Origin of the sequence: Pedobacter frigiditerrae (assembly GCF_032678705.1) — a bacterium.
Lineage (GTDB): Bacteria > Bacteroidota > Bacteroidia > Sphingobacteriales > Sphingobacteriaceae > Pedobacter > Pedobacter frigiditerrae_A.
The window spans coordinates 2,042,652-2,062,336 of record NZ_JAVTSS010000002.1; the positions used below are offsets into that span (position 1 = coordinate 2,042,652).

General features: G+C 34.1%; 17 protein-coding genes. 12 read left to right on the plus strand and 5 right to left on the minus strand.

Translation table 11 applies throughout. The annotated features are described in order from the left end of the window. Positions 1-56: 56 nt before the first annotated feature. From R2Q59_RS19740 to purN, 3 genes are all read right to left on the minus strand, one after another. Positions 57-1,079 (minus strand): rod shape-determining protein, encoded by a 1,023-nt coding sequence (locus tag R2Q59_RS19740; RefSeq protein WP_182923749.1) that lies wholly within the window; start codon positions 1,077-1,079, stop codon positions 57-59. 499 nt (positions 1,080-1,578) lie between these two features. Further along, positions 1,579-3,105 carry a bifunctional phosphoribosylaminoimidazolecarboxamide formyltransferase/IMP cyclohydrolase gene (purH, locus tag R2Q59_RS19745; protein WP_316772091.1) on the minus strand — a complete coding sequence of 509 codons (1,527 nt, stop codon included), beginning with the start codon at positions 3,103-3,105 and terminating at the stop codon, positions 1,579-1,581. A 154-nt stretch (positions 3,106-3,259) separates the two neighbouring features. Then, positions 3,260-3,838, minus strand: a complete 579-nt coding sequence (gene purN / locus R2Q59_RS19750) for a phosphoribosylglycinamide formyltransferase (RefSeq protein ID WP_131555668.1) — start codon at positions 3,836-3,838, stop codon at positions 3,260-3,262. A gap of 302 nt (positions 3,839-4,140) precedes the next feature. Between purN and rpsT the strand changes: the two genes are divergently transcribed. The 4 genes from rpsT (at position 4,141) to R2Q59_RS19770 (ending at position 6,797) form a co-directional block, all read left to right on the plus strand. Next, positions 4,141-4,395, plus strand: coding sequence for a 30S ribosomal protein S20 (rpsT, locus tag R2Q59_RS19755; RefSeq protein WP_055132277.1), 255 nt, complete (start codon positions 4,141-4,143; stop codon positions 4,393-4,395). 255 nt (positions 4,396-4,650) lie between these two features. After that, the gene (gene radC / locus R2Q59_RS19760) at positions 4,651-5,349 is read left to right on the plus strand and encodes a RadC family protein (RefSeq protein ID WP_316787324.1); all 699 of its coding nucleotides are present in this window, start codon (positions 4,651-4,653) and stop codon (positions 5,347-5,349) included. A 112-nt stretch (positions 5,350-5,461) separates the two neighbouring features. Next, positions 5,462-6,298, plus strand: a complete 837-nt coding sequence (locus R2Q59_RS19765) for an endonuclease/exonuclease/phosphatase family protein (RefSeq protein ID WP_316787154.1) — start codon at positions 5,462-5,464, stop codon at positions 6,296-6,298. Between the two features lie 10 nt (positions 6,299-6,308). Further along, a complete protein-coding gene (locus R2Q59_RS19770; protein WP_316787155.1) occupies positions 6,309-6,797 on the plus strand; it encodes a hypothetical protein in 489 nt (162 codons plus the stop codon). Between the two features lie 41 nt (positions 6,798-6,838). Here R2Q59_RS19770 and R2Q59_RS19775 read toward each other — a convergent pair whose 3' ends face one another. After that, positions 6,839-7,261, minus strand: coding sequence for a hypothetical protein (locus tag R2Q59_RS19775; protein WP_316787156.1), 423 nt, complete (start codon positions 7,259-7,261; stop codon positions 6,839-6,841). Positions 7,262-7,440: 179 nt separating this feature from the next. Here R2Q59_RS19775 and pheT point away from each other — a divergent pair, with 179 nt between their 5' ends. From pheT to R2Q59_RS19815, 8 genes are all read left to right on the plus strand, one after another. Beyond that, on the plus strand, positions 7,441-9,840 hold the full coding sequence (pheT, locus tag R2Q59_RS19780) for a phenylalanine--tRNA ligase subunit beta (protein ID WP_316787157.1): 2,400 nt from the start codon (positions 7,441-7,443) through the stop codon (positions 9,838-9,840). A 110-nt stretch (positions 9,841-9,950) separates the two neighbouring features. Next, a complete protein-coding gene (locus R2Q59_RS19785; RefSeq protein WP_316772120.1) occupies positions 9,951-10,241 on the plus strand; it encodes a hypothetical protein in 291 nt (96 codons plus the stop codon). A 31-nt stretch (positions 10,242-10,272) separates the two neighbouring features. After that, on the plus strand, positions 10,273-10,563 hold the full coding sequence (locus R2Q59_RS19790; RefSeq protein WP_131555659.1) for a cell division protein ZapA: 291 nt from the start codon (positions 10,273-10,275) through the stop codon (positions 10,561-10,563). A 192-nt stretch (positions 10,564-10,755) separates the two neighbouring features. Further along, the gene (gene rny / locus R2Q59_RS19795) at positions 10,756-12,327 is read left to right on the plus strand and encodes a ribonuclease Y (protein ID WP_316772127.1); all 1,572 of its coding nucleotides are present in this window, start codon (positions 10,756-10,758) and stop codon (positions 12,325-12,327) included. 202 nt (positions 12,328-12,529) lie between these two features. Next, complete coding sequence (locus R2Q59_RS19800; RefSeq protein WP_316787159.1) at positions 12,530-13,030, plus strand: DUF962 domain-containing protein; 501 nt, start codon at positions 12,530-12,532, stop codon at positions 13,028-13,030. Between the two features lie 305 nt (positions 13,031-13,335). Beyond that, positions 13,336-16,143: a TonB-dependent receptor gene (locus R2Q59_RS19805; protein WP_316787161.1), complete on the plus strand. Its 2,808-nt coding sequence runs from the start codon at positions 13,336-13,338 to the stop codon at positions 16,141-16,143. A 113-nt stretch (positions 16,144-16,256) separates the two neighbouring features. After that, positions 16,257-17,690: a hypothetical protein gene (locus R2Q59_RS19810; RefSeq protein ID WP_316787162.1), complete on the plus strand. Its 1,434-nt coding sequence runs from the start codon at positions 16,257-16,259 to the stop codon at positions 17,688-17,690. Between the two features lie 119 nt (positions 17,691-17,809). Next, the gene (locus tag R2Q59_RS19815) at positions 17,810-18,142 is read left to right on the plus strand and encodes a hypothetical protein (RefSeq protein WP_316787164.1); all 333 of its coding nucleotides are present in this window, start codon (positions 17,810-17,812) and stop codon (positions 18,140-18,142) included. A 124-nt stretch (positions 18,143-18,266) separates the two neighbouring features. Here the strand turns inward: R2Q59_RS19815 and R2Q59_RS19820 are convergent, their stop codons facing one another. Next, positions 18,267-19,475: a hypothetical protein gene (locus R2Q59_RS19820; RefSeq protein ID WP_316787166.1), complete on the minus strand. Its 1,209-nt coding sequence runs from the start codon at positions 19,473-19,475 to the stop codon at positions 18,267-18,269. Positions 19,476-19,685: the final 210 nt, after the last annotated feature.

Sequence of the window (19,685 nt, forward strand, 5' to 3'; positions counted from 1 at the left end):
AGTTCGGAGTGATGAGGGGAAACTCCCAACTCAGTACTCCCAACTCCTAACTTAATTTATTGCATAAGGAATTTAAAACTACCAATGTTTTTTAAAGCGATACCAGTTCCACGAACTACGGCACGAAGTGGATCTTCTGCAACGTGAACAGGTAACTTAGTTTTTGCAGCTACACGTTTATCTAAACCACGTAACAATGCTCCACCACCAGTTAAGTAAATACCAGTTTGATAAATATCAGCAGAAAGTTCTGGAGGTGTAATCTCTAAAGCTTTTAAAATCGCCTCTTCAATTTTCGAAATAGATTTATCTAAACAGTGTGCAATCTCAGTATATGAAACGGTAATTTGTTTTGGCACACCAGTCATTAAATCTCTTCCTTGTACTGCGAAATCTGCAGGTGGATCAGCTAATTCTGGTAAGGCAGCACCAACTTCGATTTTGATTTTCTCTGCAGTACGGTCGCCAATCATGATGTTATGTTGTCTACGAATATAGTTCACAATATCACTATCAAAGTTATCTCCCGCAACGCGGATAGACTGGTCGCATACAATGCCAGATAAAGCGATAACCGCAATCTCAGTAGTTCCACCACCTATGTCAATGATCATATTCCCCATTGGTTCTTCCACATCGATACCAATACCTACAGCAGCAGCCATTGGTTCGTGAATCAGATAAACTTCTTTTGCACCTGCAATTTCAGCACTATCTCTAACCGCACGTTTCTCAACCTCAGTAATCCCACTAGGAATACAAATAACCATTCTCAAAGATGGGAACATCCATCCTTTTCCACCATTTAGCATTCTAATCATCCCTTTAATCATCGCTTCTGCAGCATTAAAATCTGCAATTACGCCATCTTTCAAAGGTCTAACTGTTCTAATATTATCGTGTGTTTTACCTTCCATTTGCATCGCCTGACGGCCAATAGCAATGATTTTGTTTGTTTGCCTATCAAAAGCAACTATCGAAGGTTCGTCAACTACTACTTTATCGTTATGTATGATGAGGGTGTTCGCGGTACCTAAATCAATAGCTACCTCTTGTGTAAACCAATTAAATAAACCCATTTATATTTTGTAATTATTATTCTTGTTAATGTGTACTATATCAAATGTAAAAATAGTCTTTTTATTATATTAAAAATTAAAAAAATCAGTGAGGCAACTTATTTATTTTATTCAAATTATTTGAAAATCAATAAGCTATTTCATCGGTCTTTTCAGCCCCGCTTTTCGTTTCAATCTTTTTTGTGCTGTCACACTGAGCGAACCTGTCCCGACTTCTTCGGGAGTCGAAGTGCCAGCAAAACAAAAAAGTATTTCCACTGCAATCGGGTTTATTTTACAGCGGCTTGTGCAACTATTTAAGGTTGCAAATCGCCTAAAAAACCACCCCGCCCTTTGGGCACCCCTCCAAAGGAGGGGAATTGCGAAGCGCTTTAAAGGCCCCACCCCAGCCCTCCCCAAAAGGGAGGGAGCACAAGTTGTATAAACTATTTGCTTTAGTCTTTGGTCTTTCAGCTATTCAACTTTCCGACTTTCGGTCTTCCTGACTTTCCCAACTCTCTTAGTGTTTAAAATGTCTAACACCAGTAGTTACCATCGCAATGCCTTTTTCGTTAGCCATATTGATAGAATCTTGGTCTTTAATTGAACCACCTGGTTGTAATACTGCAATAATTCCTGCTTCAGCTGCTAACTCTACACAATCAGGGAAAGGGAAAAATGCATCAGATGCCATGACTGCATCTTTTAAACTAAAACCAAATGCTTCTGCTTTTACCACTGCTTGTTTCAAAGCATCAACCCTAGAAGTTTGGCCAACACCACTTGCAATTAATACATTGTCTTTTACAAAAACGATGGTATTAGATTTGGTGTGTTTCACAATTTTATTAGCGAAGATTAAATCTTTAATTGATGCTTCACTAGGTGCTTTTTCAGTAACGGTTGTCATCTGGTCAGCAGCTTCTATGCTTAAATCTTTATCTTGCTCAATTACACCGTTTAACAAAGTTTTGAATTGTTTTTTGCTCAATTCAACTTCATTACGTTGTAATATCACTCTGTTCTTCTTTGCTTTAAATAATTCTACTGCTTCTGCTTGGTAAGAAGGAGCGATTAAAACTTCAAAAAATAAGTTGTTAATTTCTTGGGCAGTTGCTAAATCAACTTCTTGGTTGGTAATTAATACACCGCCAAATGCAGAAACTGGATCGCAAGCTAAGGCGTCTTTCCAGGCTTCTAAAACAGTAGCTCTAGATGCTAATCCGCAAGCATTGGTATGTTTTAGAATAGCGAAAGTTGGTTCAGTAAACTCATCAATTAAACTTACGGCAGCATCAACATCTACTAAGTTATTATAACTTAATTCTTTTCCGTTTAACTTGGTAAACATCTCATCCAAGTTTCCATAAAAAGTTCCTTGTTGATGAGGGTTTTCTCCATATCGTAAAGTTTGTGCTTCTTTAACACTTTGTTTGAAAACGTTTAAAGGCTCTTCAGTATTAAAGTAATTGAAGATAGCTGTATCGTAATGAGATGAAGTATGGAAAGCTTTTTTAGCATAAGATTTACGTTGAGCTAAAGTTGTAGTACCTTCTTGAGCTTGTAGTTCACTTAATAAAGTTCCATAGTCATCTTTAGATGCAATGATCACTACATCATTAAAGTTTTTCGCAGCAGCACGAATTAATGAAATTCCACCAATGTCAATTTTCTCAATGATCTCAACATCAGTTCCACCAGCTTTTACTGTTTCCTCAAAAGGATAAAGATCAACAATTACTAAATCAATTTCAGGGATTTCATATTGAGCAATTTGCTCTTGGTCGCCAGCTAAACTTCTACGATTTAAAATTCCGCCAAATACTTTCGGGTGTAATGTTTTTACTCTACCACCTAAAATAGAAGGGTAGCCAGTTAAATCTTCAACAGCTACAACAGGTAGGTTTAAATCCTTGATAAATTGTTCGGTTCCGCCAGTAGAATATAGCGTTACGCCTTGCTGGGCTAAATATTGTACCAATGGTGCTAAACCATCTTTATAATAAACTGAAATTAAAGCGTTTTTGATCTTTACTGACTGACTCATTAGGGCTGTTATTTTAAGCCGCAAAGGTAAGAAAATGAGATGGTTTTTGCAGGAGGTTTTTTAAAGAAAATTTAATAAATGTAAGATGGAAAATGTAAGGTGGAAAATGGTCTGGCTTTCGGACTTCTCTGACCTCCGACTTTTCTGACTATTTTTACTTCTTAATCTTCTTTATAATGCTCTCAACCACTCTTGGGTAGTGTAAATGCTCTAACTGTTGACCTTTAAATTTAACCATTTCTAAATTATCACCTTTGTCTATTCGGTATTTAGCTTGGTAAATGTATTCGCCCTCATCGTAGTTTTCGTTCACATAGTGGATGGTTATTCCGCCTTCAGGTTCACCTGCTTCCATTACCGCTTTATGTACAAAATCGCCATACATTCCCTTGCCACCAAACTTTGGCAATATAGCGGGATGTATGTTGATGATTCTTCCTGGATATTCGTGAATTAAATTTTTAGGAATTAACCACATGAAACCTGCTAGTACAATTAAATCTATGCTCAAGTTTTTTAATAAATCGATAATGTTATCGGTTTTATAAAATTCGTGTTTATCGAAAATGTGAGAAGGGATTTCAAAACTATCAGCTCGCTGTAATACATAAGCATCAGAATTGTTGGTTAAAACCAATGCAATTTCAACTTCTGTATTGCGTTTAAAATGCTCCATTAATTTTTGGGCATTGGATCCTGAGCCTGAAGCAAAAATTGCGATACGTTTCTTCAAAATTCTATGTTTTTTTCAAAAATAGCATTTTAGCCATTCAAAGAAAGTGTTTTGTTGATTTTTTATAAATTATATAGGTAAAGATGAGTTTGTTAAATGCCAAATGTATAATCAATCTGAGCCTTCTATAAACGTTTGTGCTCAATTATTTGTTCGATTTTTAACTGTAATTCATCAATTAATTCAATTTTACCATTATTTCTGAAAAATATTTCAAAAGCATTTTGCATTTTAAAAACATAAACTCTATATTTGCAGTCCGAAAAATAGTTAACACAGAAGATATAAAAGGCTAAACAACAATGGCAAATCATAAATCGTCTTTAAAAAGAATTAGAGCAAACGCTACAAAACGTCTACGTAACAGATATCAAGCAAAAACTACACGTACCTTTATCAAAAGATTACGTGCTGCTGAAGATAAAAAAACTGGTGCTGAGTTATTACCTAAAGTAATTTCTATGTTAGATCGTTTAGCTAAGAAAAACGTAATTCACAAAAACAAAGCTGCTAACAACAAATCAAAATTAACGAAATTCGTTAACGGTTTAAAATAGGCGTCTTTTTTCTAGATATTTAAACGGTATTGCTTTTAGCGATACCGTTTTTTTTGCGTCTATATTTTTACGTTTGAGGATATAGCTCTTGTTGGCGGGGACGCCAACATCGCAAATCGCGAACATTGGCGTCCTCGCCAACGTGTTGATTATATGTTAAATTTAAAATAGTTCTTGAAATTGTTTTAATAAATACAATTTCTATATTTAGAATTCAATCCATCCCGATTGCAAACAAAAGATAAAAACAACAGGATGGATAATTACGACCAAAAACTAGGCATCAAAGCTTGGGCAGAAGCTGATAGACCGAGAGAAAAATTACTACTTCAAGGTAGAAGGCAATTAACCGATGCAGAATTAATAGCTATTCTAATCGGATCTGGCAGTAGAACTGAAACTGCAGTTGATTTAAGCAAGCGTATTCTTAATTTTTATCAGAACGATTTAGCAAAAGTTGCCAAATTAAGCGTTAAAGACCTTTCTAAATTTAAAGGTATAGGAGAAGCCAAGGCAATTTCTATTGTAGCAGCTTTAGAATTGGGGAGAAGAAGAAAGGAGTCAGAAAAGGAAGGTCCCGTAAAAATTACTTCCTCAAAGGATGCCTACGAAATTTTGAGAAGCGAGTTGGCAGATTTAGTTCACGAAGAATTTTGGATTTTGGTGCTCAACAGGGCCAACTTTGTAACCAGCAAACATTTAATAAGCAAAGGCGGACAATCTGGTACAGTTGCAGATCCTAAAGTTATCTTTAAAGTAGCCATAGAAAATAATGCTGCAAATATAGTTTTAGCTCATAATCATCCCTCTGGTAATTTAAAAGCAAGTTCTGCAGATATTAATCTGACAAAAAAAATGGTACAAGCAGGCTTGTTGCTCGAAATTCCAATTTATGATCATTTAATTATTACCGATCATTCTTATTTAAGCATGGCTGATGAAAGCTTGATGTAACTAACCTACCGTCACTTCGACGATAGGAGAGGTCTGTAAGTGAAAAGCAATTCAGTGACAACGAAACTAATTCTTTACAATTATTTAACATCTGATTTGTAATTTAGCCATTATGAAAAAGACCATTTTATTTGTATTGATTTGTTTATCGATATCAACGGCAACAAATGCACAGAAAAATCAACCAATAAATATCATGTCCTATAACATTAGGTTAAATGTAAAATCTGATGGTATTAATGCCTGGCCAAATAGAAAAGACAATGTTAAAGCATTGGTAAAGTTTTATGATGCTGATATTTTATGTGTGCAAGAAGCACTACCAGATCAGTTCGACGATTTATTAACCAACTCAGATTTTGATGTCGTTGGTGTTGGTAGAGATGATGGTAAACGCAAAGGCGAATTTTCTGCCATCTATTTTAATAAAAATCGTTTTACAAAAAAGGATGGAGGCACATTTTGGTTATCGTTAACACCTGATGTGCCAAGCAAAGGTTGGGACGCGGCTTTAAACAGAATTTGCTCTTGGGTAAAATTATACGATAAATCTAATAAAAAAGAGTTCATCGTTTTTAACACGCACTACGATCATGTGGGCGTACAGGCAAGAATTGAATCGGCAAAGTTAATTAAACAAAAAATTCAAGAAATTGCGCCAAAATTGCCTGTTGTTTTTACTGGAGATCTAAATGTAACTCCAGAAACAGAAGCCATAGCAACAATCAAATCTTTTTTGATAGATACTAAAGAAATCACCGTTGAACCTCCTTATGGCCCAACAGGAACTTTTAATAGTTTTAAATGGGATAGTCCTCTGAAAGATAAAATCGATTACATTTTTGTAAACAAGGCTTTTAAGGTTCAGAAATTTGCTGTCTTATCTGATAGTAAAGACCAACGTTATTATTCAGACCATTTGCCTGTTTTTGTAAGGTTGTTATTTTAACTTAGAAATGATGAAAAAAATATTAGGAATAATACTGCTTGTTTTGATAATTACTAGTTGTGAAAAACCAATTGGAGGTGTAGTTATCAATGCAGATGTGAGTTTCTCATTTGTAAATTCAAAGGGTGAAGATTTATTAAACTTAAATACTACAGGAGCGCTTACGGAAGAAAATGTAGATATATATGTTTTAAGAAATGGATTAAAAGTGCGACTATATAAAGGAAACTTAGATGCAGCGAAATATTTTAAAATTAGGACTGAAAATGGCAAGAGTAGGTTTCAAATGTACTTTGATATAAGTCCTGAAAATTTCATCGGCAACAAAATCACTCAATTTATAAGGTACAAAGATGGTACGGAAGATGAGATTGTTGGAGAATTTAATGCGGATAGAAAAACAAATACACTATTGCAACAAATTTGGATTAATGGTGTAGCTAAATCAAGAATAGAAACTGGAAATTCAGGCCAAAATCCTATTGTTATAATGAAATAATAAATCGAAAAGGTTATTGAAACTTGAACTCGATAATTAGCTTATTCCTTTGGCTTTTCTTTCTTCCTTACAAAAATCATCGTATTCCTGCGATTTTCGGAACGCCATACTTCTTGTTTATCGGTTACTATTTGAACTTTTAAACTATCGGTGTTCAAAAATTTGATAAAATAACTATTGATGATGGTTTTGCTTTGAGTTTCTGCCGAAAGTGTGCTAAGCTTTAATCTATCTATTTCATTTATTTTATCGATTTGATAGGTGCCTTTTAACACTAATTCTTTTTCCTTGTGTTCTGTTGTGGATGTGAAACTTTTGTCGATAGCAAATTCGTAAAGCACTTTTGTTTTCTTTTTAGGACTTTCATATTCCCATTTTCCTGCCAAAGATTTATAAGTTATTTCTTGTGCTTTTGTATTAGAAAAATACAAGCAAATGACGAGTATGAAACTCAGAATTTTCATCTTTGGGCTATTTAGTTGCTTATCGCTCATCATAAACAAAACAATGCTCACTTTGTTTGCTTTCTGGCTTTACCTTTCCGCATTAAATAATATCTTTGCACTTTACTAAAATTAGATAGGCGTTTAGCGTACAGCGTTCAGCTCTCGCTAAACGCCTATCGCATATACGCAATACTCAGATGAAAATATCATATAGCTGGCTTAAACAATTTATACAAACTGATAAAACTCCACAAGAAATTTCGCTCATCTTAACCAATATTGGTTTAGAGGTAGAAAGTTTGGAAAAGGTACAGCCTATTGTAGGTGGCTTAGATGGACTGGTAATTGGCCACGTGGTTGAATGTGAGCAGCATCCAAATGCAGACCGCTTACGTGTAACAAAGGTAAATGTTGGCACTGGCGAGTTGTTGCAAATTGTTTGTGGTGCGCCAAATGTTGGTGTAAATCAGAAAGTTGTTGTTGCTACGGTGGGCACAACAGTTTTTCCTAATGAGGGTGAACCATTTAAAATAAATAAATCTAAAATTAGAGGCGAAGTTTCTGAAGGGATGATTTGTGCTGAAGATGAAATTGGCTTGGGTGCTTCTCACGCAGGTATCATGGTTTTGCCAGAAGATACTGAAATCGGCATTGCTGCAAAATCTTATTTCAAAATGGAAGACGATTTTGTTTTCGAAATAGGCTTAACACCAAATAGGGCAGATGCAGCATCACACTTAGGTGTGGCTAGAGATTTAGCAGCTTATTTGCGTACTTCTTATCAAATGCCAGATATTGCTAGTTTTAAAACTGCTAATGAAAATTTAACCATCGCAGTTGAGGTTGAGGATACGGCAGCTTGTCCACGTTATAGTAGTGTAACAATTGCTGGTGTAACTGTAAAATCCTCACCAGATTGGTTAAAAGATAAATTAAAAGTTATTGGCATTCGCCCAATTAATAATATTGTAGATGTAACCAATTATGTATTGCATGAACTTGGTCAACCTTTACATGCTTTTGATGCCGACAAAATTAAAGGCAAAAAAGTAATCGTCAAAAAAGTTGCAGAAGGAACTCCATTTGTAACTTTAGATGATGTAGAGCGTAAACTTTCTGCAGATGATTTGATGATTTGCAACGCTGAAGAGCCAATGTGTATAGCAGGTGTTTTCGGAGGAAAAACATCGGGCGTTAGCGAACAAACGACCAATATATTTTTAGAGAGTGCTTATTTCAATTCAGTTTCTGTACGTAAAACTTCTAAAAGACATAACTTAAAAACAGATGCATCATTCAGGTTTGAGCGTGGTACAGACCCAGAAATTACATTGTTGGCTTTAAAACGTGCAGCTTTATTAATTCAAGAAGTTGCTGGTGGCGAAATCTCTTCTTCAATTTCTGATATTTATCCTGTGAAATCAAATCCTTTTGATGTTGAAGTTAGTTATGCAAATATTGTAAAACTGATTGGTCAGGATATTCCTTCAGCAGAAATTAAAGCTATCATTTTAGCTCTAGGAATTGAGGTTGCAAATGAAACAGCAGAAGGACTAAGTTTAAAAGTTCCTGCTTACAAAGTAGACGTAACTCGAGAATGCGATGTAACGGAAGAGGTTTTACGTATTTACGGTTACAACAATATTCATATCCCAACTAAGGTTAATGCGTCTCTAGCTTTCACGGCAAAGCCTAATAAAGAGAATGTACAAAACCTAATTGCAGATATGTTAACTGCAAATGGTTTCTTAGAAATTTGGTGTAACTCTTTAACTCGTTCAGCATATTCTAAAAATCCTGATGAGGCAGTACAGATTTTAAATCCATTAAGTTCGGATTTAAATGTAATGCGTCAAAGTTTATTACAACCTGCATTAGAAAGTGTGTCGTATAACCAAAATCGTAAGAGCTCTGATTTGAAATTATATGAGTTTGGTAAAACCTATCATTTAATTAATGAGCAATATGTAGAGCGCCCACGTTTGTTAGTTTTAATCAGTGGTGCTAAACAAAGCGAACAATGGAACCATGTTACCACACCATCTACCTTTTATAATTTAAAAGCTGCAGTTGATGCTGTAATTGGCCGTTTAGGTTTAAGTAATTTTCAGTCTGAAGAAATTAAGGATGAAAACTTCGCCTATGGCTTAAAATATTTTAGAGGAGATAAAACGTTAGTTTCTTTTGGGGCGGCAACCAATGCTGATAGAAAACAAGCAGGTGTTGATGCAGCTGTATTTTATGCAGATTTTGATTGGGCCTTATTGTTAGATGCAGTTAGAAAAAACAAGATTGTAAATAAAGAGGTGCCAAAATATCCAGCAGTAAGAAGAGACCTTTCCATGTTGGTTGATGAAGCAGTTACTTTTGGAGATTTAGAAAGTATTGCTTTTAAAACAGAGAAAAAATTATTGAAGGAAGTTCAGATTTTTGATGTTTACCAAGGTGATAAATTGCCAGCTGGTAAAAAATCTTATGCACTGAATTTTACCTTACAGGATGAAGAGCAAACTTTAACTGATAAGCAAATCGATGCGATTATGCAAAAGATTATAGCTAACTTAGCGCAAAGTGCGAAAGCAGAAATAAGAAAATAGTTAAAGAATGATTGTGGGATATAATGATTGAGTGATAGAATGTTGGGATTGATATTCAGAAAAGCCATTCACTCATTCAATATTTTTTCATTCAATATTAAAATTTAAAAATGTCTTCGGTTGCAGAACAATTAAATAGTGTATTACATAAAACAGCTCGATTAATTGAGTTGTGTAGTGCTTTGCAGGAAGAAAATGACTTGTTGAAATTAGAAAACCAACAAACAAGAACAGCTTTAGAAACTGCTAAAATTAATAACAAGGAACTCGATGAAAAGTTAAGGGTACTTAAGTTGGCAAAGAGTATTGAAGGAACAAGTGAAAAGACACTTGATATAAAGCAAAAAATTAACGAATTTGTGCGGGAGATTGATAGGTGTGTAGTGTTGCTTAAAAAATAGGCGACATAAAAAATTGAAACTAAGCTAAAAAATGGGAGAAATCTCGATTAAAATAACTATTTCTGACCGTATTTACCCCTTAAAGGTGAACATGGAAGAGGAAGAGATTGTGAGACGAGCAGCTAAAATTATTAATGAGCGTATAAAGGACTACCAAGAAAATTATGCGGTTAGAGATAAACAGGATTTGCTTTCTATGGCAGTGTTGCATTATGCAACTGCTGTTTTAAGAACAGAGCATAAGGTGCAAAACCAAGATACTGAAGTAGCTGACAAAGTCGAAGAATTGGATAGTTTATTAAACGGGTTTTTCGCTAAATAAATCGTTCTTTATTGGTTTATAGGTGATTATTCATTTGTGAACCATCTTAAGCTAAAAGAATTTGGCCGTGGCTAAATTTTTATGTTTCAATATTTCTTGATTTTATTTAATCATCAGCTTTGCTGGAGAATTTATAAACCAAGTGCATGCAACATAATTATTTAGTTACGGTTTTTTTATATAAAACAAGAAATGGATATCATAGATATATCAGGGATAATTGGAGGAATACTAGCCAGCTTGGCGCTAGGGATTGTGATAGGCAGATACCTATTGCGCAACCTATTGAAACAACAAGAAATTGCTGCACAGAATAAAGCGAAAAAGATTCTTAGAGATGCAGAAAGCAATGCTGAAATTTTAAAGAAAGATAGATTGCTTGAGGCAAAAGAAAAGTTTTTGCAAATGAAAGCTGAGCATGAGCAACAAGTAAATTCGAGAAATAACGAAGTTAACCAACGTGAGAATAGCATTAAGCAAAAAGAACAGTCGCTTAATTCTAAAATAGAAAATATGTCTCGTAAAGAGCAGGAGTTGGATAATGTTAAATCTAATTTAGAAAAACAAACATCGCTTGCCGTTAAAAAACAAGAAGAGGTTGATGTTTTAAAAAATCAACACGTTCAACAATTGGAAACCATTGCTGGTTTAAGTGCTGAAGAAGCAAAAAATCAACTGGTTGAAAATATGAAAACCGAAGCTCGTGCTCAAGCCATGATGCAGGTTAAAGACATTGTTGATGAAGCTAAATTAACCGCTAGCAAAGAAGCTAAAAAGGTAGTTATCCAAACTATTCAACGTACGGCTGCAGAAGCTGCAATTGAAAATTCTGTTTCTATTTTCCATATTGATAGCGATGAAATTAAAGGTCGTGTAATTGGTAGAGAAGGTAGAAATATTCGTGCTTTAGAAGCAGCAACAGGAATTGAGATTATTGTAGATGATACACCAGAAGCAATTATTTTATCTGGTTTCGACCCAGTAAGAAGAGAGATTGCTCGTTTAGCTTTACACCGTTTGGTAACTGATGGTCGTATTCACCCAGCTCGTATTGAAGAAGTGGTGGCTAAAACCAAAAAGCAAATTGAAGACGAGATTGTTGAGATTGGCGAACGTACGGTTATCGATTTAGGTATCCACGGCTTGCACCCAGAATTGATTAGAATGGTGGGTCGTATGCGTTACCGTTCATCATACGGACAAAACTTATTACATCACTCTCGTGAGGTAGCTAATTTCTGTGCTACGATGGCAGCAGAGTTGGGCTTAAATGCTAAGATGGCAAAACGTGCTGGTTTATTACATGATATAGGTAAAGTGCCTGATGATAATCCAGAATTACCTCACGCTATTTTGGGTATGCAATTGGCAGAAAAATATAAGGAACACCCTGAAGTTTGTAATGCAATTGGAGCTCACCATGACGAGATAGAAATGACTTCAATGATTTCTCCAATTATCCAAGCTTGTGACTCTATTTCTGGTGCAAGACCAGGTGCAAGACGTGAGGTTGTAGAAAGTTACATCAAACGTTTAAAAGAGTTAGAAGAACTAGCTTTATCTTACCCAGGTGTAGAGAAAACATTTGCCATACAAGCTGGTAGAGAATTACGTGTAATTGTTGAAAGTGAAAGAATTACAGATGCACAAGCAGAATTATTAGCAGCAGATATCTCGAACCGTATTCAAACTGAAATGACTTATCCAGGTCAAATTAAGGTTACAGTAATCAGAGAAACTAGGTCTGTGGCTTTTGCTAAGTAATCATAAATAGTCATCGGATGAATATAGGCAACATTCTAATATTCATCCGATGACTAGATAAATATTTTTAAAAGCGTCCAGAATTTTCGGGGCGCTTTTTTTATCTTTATAGTACATCCCGTCACCCTGAATTTATTTCAGGGTCTTTCCTGTAGGACAGATGCTGAAATAAATTCAGCATGACGATTTAATTAATAACCAAATGGAACAAACAGAAAAACGCCCAGTAGATGTGCTTTTTGATAAATATGCAGAAAGTCATCAAAATCAAACCAACGAAACCATTCATTGGATTTGTGTGCCACTAATTGTTTTTAGCTTGTTAGGCTTGGTTTGGCAAATTCCATTTCCACACTTAGATTTTTTAGGTCAGTATAATGGTTATTTAAACTGGGCATCTTTTTTAATTGCATTTTCGATGTATTATTATTTTACCCTATCGCCTGTGCTGTTTTTCTTAATGATATGGATTATTGGTTTAATGAGTTATATTATCGTTAAAATAGAACTAGCTTTTGGTTTAGGAAGTTTAACAGCTTGTTTAATTTATCTGGTAATTTTCGTATTAGCTTGGATTGGTCAATTCATCGGCCATAAAATTGAAGGTAAGAAACCATCCTTTTTAGATGATGTGAAGTTTTTGTTGATAGGCCCAATTTGGTTATTGCATTTCGTTTGCAAAAAAATAGGTTTGAAATATTGATTATAATACTTTGACAAAATTATAAGCGAGTAGCTTTATTTTGTCAAGTTTTTAGTGTTAAACTTTGACAAACTACTTTAAGGCGTCCAGTAAGTTTGTCAAAGTGTAGAACAATTTTAAAGTTAATTTGCTGTTAACCGTTCAAAATAGACCATTAAGCTTTGTCAATAACAAAATCGCCCCTGGCACATTAATTAATTAGCCATTTAACATTAAGTTAACATGTTGGTAAACGAATGGTAATTTGTAGCTAACACGAAGCTAACATTGTGGTAATAGTTTTGCTGAAACAAAAAATAGGCAAATTGAAATCACAATTAACTCTTAAAAAAGCATTCCTTACATTACTATTTGTAGTTATTGGTGCAACTGTTTTCGCACAAACAGGAAAAATTTCTGGTACTGTATCTGATAAAAAAACTGGTGAAACCTTAATAGCAGCTGCTGTAAAGATTTCTGGTACAACTAAAGCAGTAGGTACAGATGTTGATGGAAAATACACTTTAGGTGGCTTAGCCACAGGAAAGTATGTAATTGAAGTATCTTATATAGGCTATGTAACTAAAAAGATTGCAGATGTAGAAGTAAAAGATAAAGAAACTACTTCGTTTAATATTGTTTTAGAGGAGTCTACAGCTAATACCTTAAATCAGGTTACTATTACAGCTTCATTTAAGCAAGAGTCTGTAAACTCACTATATGCAAAACAAAAAAATAGCGCCGTAATCTCTGATGGTGTTTCTAGTGATCAAATTAAAAAATCTCCAGATAGAAATACTTCAGATGTTTTGAAAAGAATAAGTGGTGCTACCATTCAAGACAATAAATTTGTCGTGATTAGGGGATTGAGTGATCGTTATAATAATGCAACTCTAGATGGGGCAGCATTACCAAGTACAGAGCCTAACCGTAAAGCTTTTTCATTTGACATTGTTCCTTCAAATTTAGTAGACAATTTGATTATTAGTAAAACTGCTACGCCAGATTTACCGGCAGATTTTACAGGTGGTTCAATCCAAATTATAACAAAGGATATTCCAGATAATAATTTTTTCAGTTTCGGTATAGGTCAGGGTTACAATACCGCATCTACCTTCAAGGACTTTAAAAGTGGCGTAAGAAATGCAACAGATTTCCTTGGTTTTGATAATGGTGATAAAAGCCTAGCTTCAAATTTTCCATCAACTAGTAGAATTGTAAATAAGCAGCTTTCTCAAGCACAAAGTATTGCGGCAATGAAGAGTTTGCCAAGAGATTTTAATGTATATACCAATACAGCATTGCCAACACAAAACCTTCTTTTAACATTAGGACATGTAAAGAGTTTTAACGAAGGTAAAAACAAATTAGGCGCACTATTATCCATAACCTATCGTAATGCACAAAATATTAATAATGAAGTTATTCGTGATTATGCAGATGTGGATTATAAGGATAATGTTTATAAGTTCTCAACTAATATTGGTGCAATTGCAAATTTTGCTTATAGTTATGGTAAAAGTAAAATAACTTTCAAAAATATCTATAATAGAACTTATGATGATAACTTCCTATCTAGAACAGGATTAAATTCAGGCGTTGGTGGTGGTGTAGATGTTAAATTTTACGCCTTTGATTTAATGCAAAAAGCACTATTAAAATCAACTTTGGAAGGTACGCATCCAATAGGAGAAAAAAGTGGAAAAATCAACTGGTCGGTTAGTTATAGCAATATATTGAATGATCAACCTGATCAAAAGAAGGTGTCTTATTATAGAAATAGATCAGATATTGGTACACCAAATTATGTATTTAATGCGAATGTTACCACTTTGGGTAAAGAGAATACTAGATTATATTCTAAATTAGATGAAGATGCCTATTCTGCTGCAATTAACTATACTTTGCCAGTTAAAATGTTTGGACAAATATCTACCTTTAAAACTGGGGTAAGTACTTTGTATCGAGACCGTACATTTGATGCAAGGTTTTTAGGTTTGTTGTTGAACACTTCATCTCCAGATGCGGCATCTATAAGACAACGTTCAATAGGTACTTTGTATGGAACCGATGTTTTGAGTAATGGATCATATTCATTAGATGAAATTCCTGGGAATGCAGATAGTTACACTGCAAACTCAATGACCAATGCTGGATATTTAATGCTTGATAACAAATTTGGTAAAAAGTCAAGATTAGTTTGGGGTGTTCGTGTTGAACAATTTAACGTTGCTTTAGATGCAAAACTTAAAAACCCGCTTACATCAGTTGATGATAATTATTTAGATATTTTACCATCTGCAAATTATACCTATAGTTTAACTCCTAAAGTTAATTTAAGAGCTTCTTACTATCGTACGCTTGCTCGCCCAGAGTTTAGGGAGTTGGCTTCATCATCTGTATATGATTATGAATTATTGGCATTTCAACAAGGAGACCCTAACCTAAAAGAAGCTAAAATTGATAATGGTGATATTCGATTTGAATTCTACCCACAAGCTGGACAGGTAATATCAGTTTCAGCATTTTATAAGAGGTTTCACAATGCAATAGAGTCATTTAATAATGACGGAACTGGTTCAAGAACGATTACTTACATCAATACAGATAAAGTAAATGTATATGGTATTGAGTTCGAATTTCGTAAAACTCTTGATTTTATAGCTCAAACTGACTTTTTAAAGAAGACTACATTCTATACCAACGTTTCTATAATTAAATCGAAAATTGAAACAAGAAATACTGGGATTAATTTATTGGAACCAAATAGACCGATGGTGGGGCAGGCTCCTTACGTAATTAACGGAGGATTACAGCATAGTTTCTTAAATGATAAGTTAAGCTTTAATGCATTATATAATAGAGTTGGACGCAAATTATACGTTGCTGGAGGTGTCCTTTTCCATAGTATTTGGGAACAACCTCGTGATGTTGTGGATTTGCAGTTAGCGATGAAGGTGCTTAAAAATAAAGGAGAAGTTAAATTTAATGCAGGTGATATCTTAAATCAACGTACCCTTTTCTATTATGATAACGATCAAGATAAAAAATATAGCGTAGCTAAAGGAGATTATACGGCAAGCAGCTATAAAGCTGGAAGTAACTTCTCATTGGCATTTGCTTACACCTTTTAATGTTAAATAATTAACATCATATATGAGTGAATGTTAACAATAACTTAAAGTTTTTTTAACTAGCCAATCATATCTAAAACCCATTTTTGTAAAATAAATAATTAAAAAAGAAAATGAAAAAACAATTATTACTTTTAATGCTAGGCGTAGGGGTTTTCTTCGCAAGCTGCTCTAAGAACACAGTTGAAGAGGATATCAATCCACCAGTTGATGCAAATACAGTAGAAGTGACAGGTGATCTAACTGCTAGTGCGACGTGGTCTGCGAGTAAAATATATGTGCTAAAGGGAAATGTTTTTGTAACCAATAATGCAACATTAACAATTGAGCCTGGAACTATCATTAAAGGTGACAAAGGAACTAAAGGTGCTTTGATCATTACAAGAGGTGCTAAAATTATGGCAGTTGGTACAGCAGAAAAACCAATCGTATTTACTTCAAGTATTGCAGCTGGAGCTCGTTCACATGGTGATTGGGGTGGTGTAATTTTGTTAGGTAAAGGCCTAAATAACTTAGGTACATCTGTAACTATTGAAGGTATTTCTGATGCTTCTGAAAAAGCAAAACATGGTGGTACTGATAACGCCGATAATTCAGGTGTAATGAAATATGTGCGTATTGAATATGCAGGTATTGCTTTAGGCCCTGATAACGAAATTAATGGTTTAACTTTCGGTTCAGTAGGTTCTGGTACTACAATTGATTATGTTGAGGTTTATCGTTCTGGTGATGATGCTTTCGAATGGTTTGGTGGTGCAGTTAACTGTACTCACTTATTAGCTATTGATAGCTGGGATGATGATTTTGATACTGATAATGGTTTCTCAGGTAAAGTTCAATTTGGTTTAGCCCAACGTTTATCTGTAACAGCTGATGTATCTGGTTCAAATGGTTTTGAATCTGACAATAATGCAACTGGTACAAATGCTACTCCACAAACTTCTGCAGTATTCTCTAACATGACAATCTTAGGTCCAGTTGGTCAAGGTTCAGTAAATGCTAACTTCCAACATGGTGCACAAGTTCGTCGTAACTCAGCAATTAGTATCTTCAACTCTGTTTTTGCAAATTATACAGAAGGTATCTTTATTGATGATGCATTGCCAGCTTCACCAGCAACAGAAAATTCACAAGCAAACTTAGTTGCTGGAAGAACGGTTATTGCAAATAATTTAATTTACGGATGTAATAGTAAATCAAATCAAATCAAAGCTTCAAACGCTACAGCTTTAGGTGTTGTTACCCCATTGCTTACAGCTAGTAATGTTTTCGAGCCGTCTTTAGCTTCATCAACTTTAATTACTGATGCTTATAAATATTCAGCTGATTTAGTTACTGCAGTTAGTGGCAAGATTGGTACGCCAAACTTTACAGTTGTTGCAGGTTCAGCAGCTGCAAGTGGTGCTTTATTTACTAATGCTAAATTAACTTCAGGTTTTACAAGTGTAGCTTATAAAGGTGCTTTTGGAACTGACAACTGGGCGTCTGGTTGGGCAAGTTTTGATCCTCAATCTTTAGCTTACACAACTCCTGGTGCTGTAAAATAATTTTAAAAATACTTTTATAGAAACCGTCCCGATTTTAATCGAGACGGTTTTTTTATTGAAATATTAATTTAAAATGTAGCGAAAGCTATATGAATTACGTATTGGTTATAAATATATTTATGAAAAAGAATTTAGCTCTGATAATTGCTCCAGTTAAAGATGTGTTAATTGTATTGAGTATAATTTTGTTTGTTTTTTCTGGTTGTAAAAAAGATAGGCCTATAGATAAGGAAACAAGATATAGAGAAATAGCTTGGAACTATTTAAGTGCTAATGCTAAAACAACTGTAATTACACCATTGCAAAATGCAGTAATAACCTTTGAAACAAGAGATGGGGTAGATGTAGCTGCAGTTATGTTTAACACTACGCAAGATGCTTTACTCGGGCCTATATTTGTTTATATCTCTATAAAAGATAATAAGGTTCTAGGTATTGGAGCAAGGTTCTAAGTTGTTTGTGTAACGGCACATAATGATAAATGCCATTATTGACTTCTTTAAATTAACATCCAATAAGTTATGAAAATAAAAAAAGTGAGATAACAATAAGATTGGTCAATTTTAATTTGTTCAGTTATTTAACCGAAGGTGAGTAAGCATACACAACTTGAAAAGGTTTGTTTTTTAAACTGGCAGATAATTCGCCAATTTTTAAATCTTGTTTTTGAGGGGTTGGCTCACACACCGAATAAGATTTACCATTGTATACAATAATATCACCAATAGGCTTTTCAAATTGTACTGCCATGGTAATATGGGTTGGATAAAGCATCGCAATCATTGGTAAATTATAAATTTCCTTTACTAAATAGAAAAATAAAGCAGCTCTATCATCGCAATCGCTATATTTTGTTAATAAAGTTTGTTCCGGCGATAAACGTTTCTCTTTTCCGAAATTCTCTTCGTCATTCTCATATAGAAAAGCATAACGGGTAAACCTCATTAAATAGTCTACTCCATTTTTCTTATTCATTTTTTTTACATTTTCTTTTAATAGTGGAATGAGTGATTGGTAAGTTTCATGGCTTAACGGGATGTTGAAATAGCTCTCAAAATCGACACCAGGATAATTGACGAAAATTTTGTCAACTTCTGTGTTTAGCTTTACTTTAAAGTGATAGGCCTTGTGCTTGTAGTTAAAAGCGATAGATTTTTCTGTATAGTCTTCTGGCTTAAAATCTGGCATTTTCGTAACCTTATAGCTAAAAGTCGTTAAGGCTTCAGGCATATTAATAACTACAGGAATGTAAGTATTAGCTTCTTTAAAGAGTTTACCATAATCATGATAATTTAAGCACATATATTTTTTTTCATCAATAACAAAAAAAGGAATGTCAGAGATATCTTCATCATTCCTCACATAAAAAATAATCTGATTATTGCCAATTGCAACCTTTGCGTCGTATCCAGATTTTATCATTAAAAACCATTTATACAATGTGTAACGATTGTAGTTTTCGGCTTTGGGGCTAATTTGTTGCGCTGTTTTTCTTATTAATTGATAATAAAGCCAGTCGTTTAGTTTATGTTTTTCCTTATAGGATAATAATGAGCTAATTAAAGCTTTATAACTGCTTGTATCTAGTTTCTTGTAAAAATTGCGCACTGCCAATTGATTTAATTCTCCTGTAAATATTACAGATAAAGATTTATCTACTGAGAAGTTAAAGGTGCCATCATAAAAATCAAATGCGTAATTCTGAGCCTTAGCCTGAGTACTAGAAGACACACATGTAATGACCGTTAGCAATAAGAAAATCGAATATTTATATAATGCGTTCATGGCATTAATATTTAGTTAACATTAAATATAGATAAAATTAACAGAAGAGCAATATTAAGTTTTTCATTAAAGTAATCCATATTTAACATCATTTTAACAAGCTAAAATTACCTTTGCAATGTTAAATATTTGGTTAATAATTAACGTTTAAGTTTAGGTTAGTTGATAAGACAAAAAGCCACGATGGATGTCGTGGCTTTTGTTATTTTA

Bases quoted from the DNA above. Each gene is read 5' to 3' on its own strand.
- R2Q59_RS19740 (WP_182923749.1), bottom strand. From the start codon at position 1,079: ATGGGTTTATTTAATTGGTTTACACAAGAGGTAGCTATTGATTTAGGT.
- purH (WP_316772091.1), bottom strand. From the start codon at position 3,105: ATGAGTCAGTCAGTAAAGATCAAAAACGCTTTAATTTCAGTTTATTAT.
- rpsT (WP_055132277.1), top strand. From the start codon at position 4,141: ATGGCAAATCATAAATCGTCTTTAAAAAGAATTAGAGCAAACGCTACA.
- radC (WP_316787324.1), top strand. From the start codon at position 4,651: ATGGATAATTACGACCAAAAACTAGGCATCAAAGCTTGGGCAGAAGCT.
- R2Q59_RS19765 (WP_316787154.1), top strand. From the start codon at position 5,462: ATGAAAAAGACCATTTTATTTGTATTGATTTGTTTATCGATATCAACG.
- R2Q59_RS19770 (WP_316787155.1), top strand. From the start codon at position 6,309: ATGAAAAAAATATTAGGAATAATACTGCTTGTTTTGATAATTACTAGT.
- R2Q59_RS19775 (WP_316787156.1), bottom strand. From the start codon at position 7,261: ATGAAAATTCTGAGTTTCATACTCGTCATTTGCTTGTATTTTTCTAAT.
- pheT (WP_316787157.1), top strand. From the start codon at position 7,441: ATGAAAATATCATATAGCTGGCTTAAACAATTTATACAAACTGATAAA.
- R2Q59_RS19785 (WP_316772120.1), top strand. From the start codon at position 9,951: ATGTCTTCGGTTGCAGAACAATTAAATAGTGTATTACATAAAACAGCT.
- R2Q59_RS19790 (WP_131555659.1), top strand. From the start codon at position 10,273: ATGGGAGAAATCTCGATTAAAATAACTATTTCTGACCGTATTTACCCC.
- rny (WP_316772127.1), top strand. From the start codon at position 10,756: ATGGATATCATAGATATATCAGGGATAATTGGAGGAATACTAGCCAGC.
- R2Q59_RS19800 (WP_316787159.1), top strand. From the start codon at position 12,530: ATGGAACAAACAGAAAAACGCCCAGTAGATGTGCTTTTTGATAAATAT.
- R2Q59_RS19810 (WP_316787162.1), top strand. From the start codon at position 16,257: ATGAAAAAACAATTATTACTTTTAATGCTAGGCGTAGGGGTTTTCTTC.
- R2Q59_RS19815 (WP_316787164.1), top strand. From the start codon at position 17,810: ATGAAAAAGAATTTAGCTCTGATAATTGCTCCAGTTAAAGATGTGTTA.
- R2Q59_RS19820 (WP_316787166.1), bottom strand. From the start codon at position 19,475: ATGAACGCATTATATAAATATTCGATTTTCTTATTGCTAACGGTCATT.